This is a genomic window from Pseudomonas sp. 21, assembly GCF_000955805.1.
Classification (GTDB): Bacteria; Pseudomonadota; Gammaproteobacteria; order Pseudomonadales; family Pseudomonadaceae; genus Pseudomonas.
Genome location: NZ_JYOA01000020.1, coordinates 1 through 1229 on the forward strand (window position 1 = coordinate 1; position 1229 = coordinate 1229).

At 59.2% G+C, this 1229-nt stretch carries 1 protein-coding gene; it reads right to left on the reverse strand.

Annotated elements, in window-relative coordinates; genetic code table 11:
* Positions 1-17: 17 nt before the first annotated feature.
* Positions 18-1168 (reverse strand): IS3 family transposase gene (locus UB43_RS28655; protein ID WP_156160533.1). Its coding sequence is split into 2 segments (ribosomal slippage): positions 18-925 and positions 925-1168, totalling 1152 coding nucleotides; the frame shifts between segments, so codons are not numbered across the junction.
* Between the last annotated feature and the right edge of the window lie 61 nt (positions 1169-1229).

A 1229-nucleotide genomic window follows, 5' to 3' on the forward strand; every position in this document is an offset into this window, starting at 1 on the left:
GAATCGCCCCGGCTTTCCTAGACACTCTCCAAGCTTTGGAAGTAGCGCTTTTCAAACTCCACTGGCGATAGCTGCATAGCGCTGCTGTGCCGGCGTTTGGGGTTATAAAACATCTCGATGTAATCGAACACATCACTGCGGGCTTCTTCGCGGGTGCCGTAGGTTTTCCGTCGGATGCGCTCCCGCTTCAGCAACTGGAAAAAGCTTTCCGCTACCGCGTTGTCGTGGCAGTTGCCACGTCGACTCATGCTGCTGCTTAGGTTGTTAGCCTTGAGGAAACTCTGCCAGTCCGAACTGCTGAACTGGCTACCCTGGTCGGAGTGGATCATCACTTCCTGCTTGGGCTTGCGCCGCCACACCGCCATCAGCAGGGCATCGATGGCCAGGTCGCTGCACATTCGTGACTTCATCGACCAGCCGATCACCTGGCGTGAAAACAGATCTAGCACTACCGCTAAGTACAACCAGCCCTCATAGGTCCGGATGTAGGTGATGTCGGTGACCCAGACCTTGTTCGGCTCACTGACGTTGAACTGCCGCTCCAGGCGATTGGGCGAAGCCACCGCCGGCCGGCCGCCATAATAGCCGGGATGCCGCCGATAGCCGGTTTGTGAGCGCAGCCCTTCTCCCCGCATCAGGCGAGCCACGCGGTGCCGGCCACAGGACTCCCCCAGCTCACGCAGGTCGTCGTGAATCTTGCGATAGCCGTAGACCCCACCGCTTTCCAGCCAGGCGTGTTTGATCAACCCGAGCAGGCGCTGATCTTCCTTGGCGCGCACGGATTTCGGCTCGGCCAGCCAGGCGTAGTAACCGCTGGGATGCACTTTCAGGGTCTGGCAGAGGCGTCGAACCGGGTACTCCACCGACAGCTTGCTGATGACGGCGTACTTCAGCCGCACTCCTTGGCAAAGTACGCGGCGGCCTTTTTTAGAATGTCTCGCTCTTCGGTCACTCGCTTGAGTTCGGCGCGCAGACGACGCAGTTCGGCCTGCTGATCGTCTTCTTGCTGCCGCTGCTCCTGGGGCTTGCTGTAGCGCTTGATCCAGACATACAGGCTGTGCACCGACATGCCTAACCGCGCTGCCACCTCGGCTACGGGGAGGCCGCGCTCAGTCACTTGCTTGACCGCTTCGATTTTGAATTCTTCGGGGTAACGCTGGTTGCTCATGGCACCTCCTAATGGGCCTCATTATGAGGCTTGGAGGTGTCTACGAAACTAGGGGCGATTC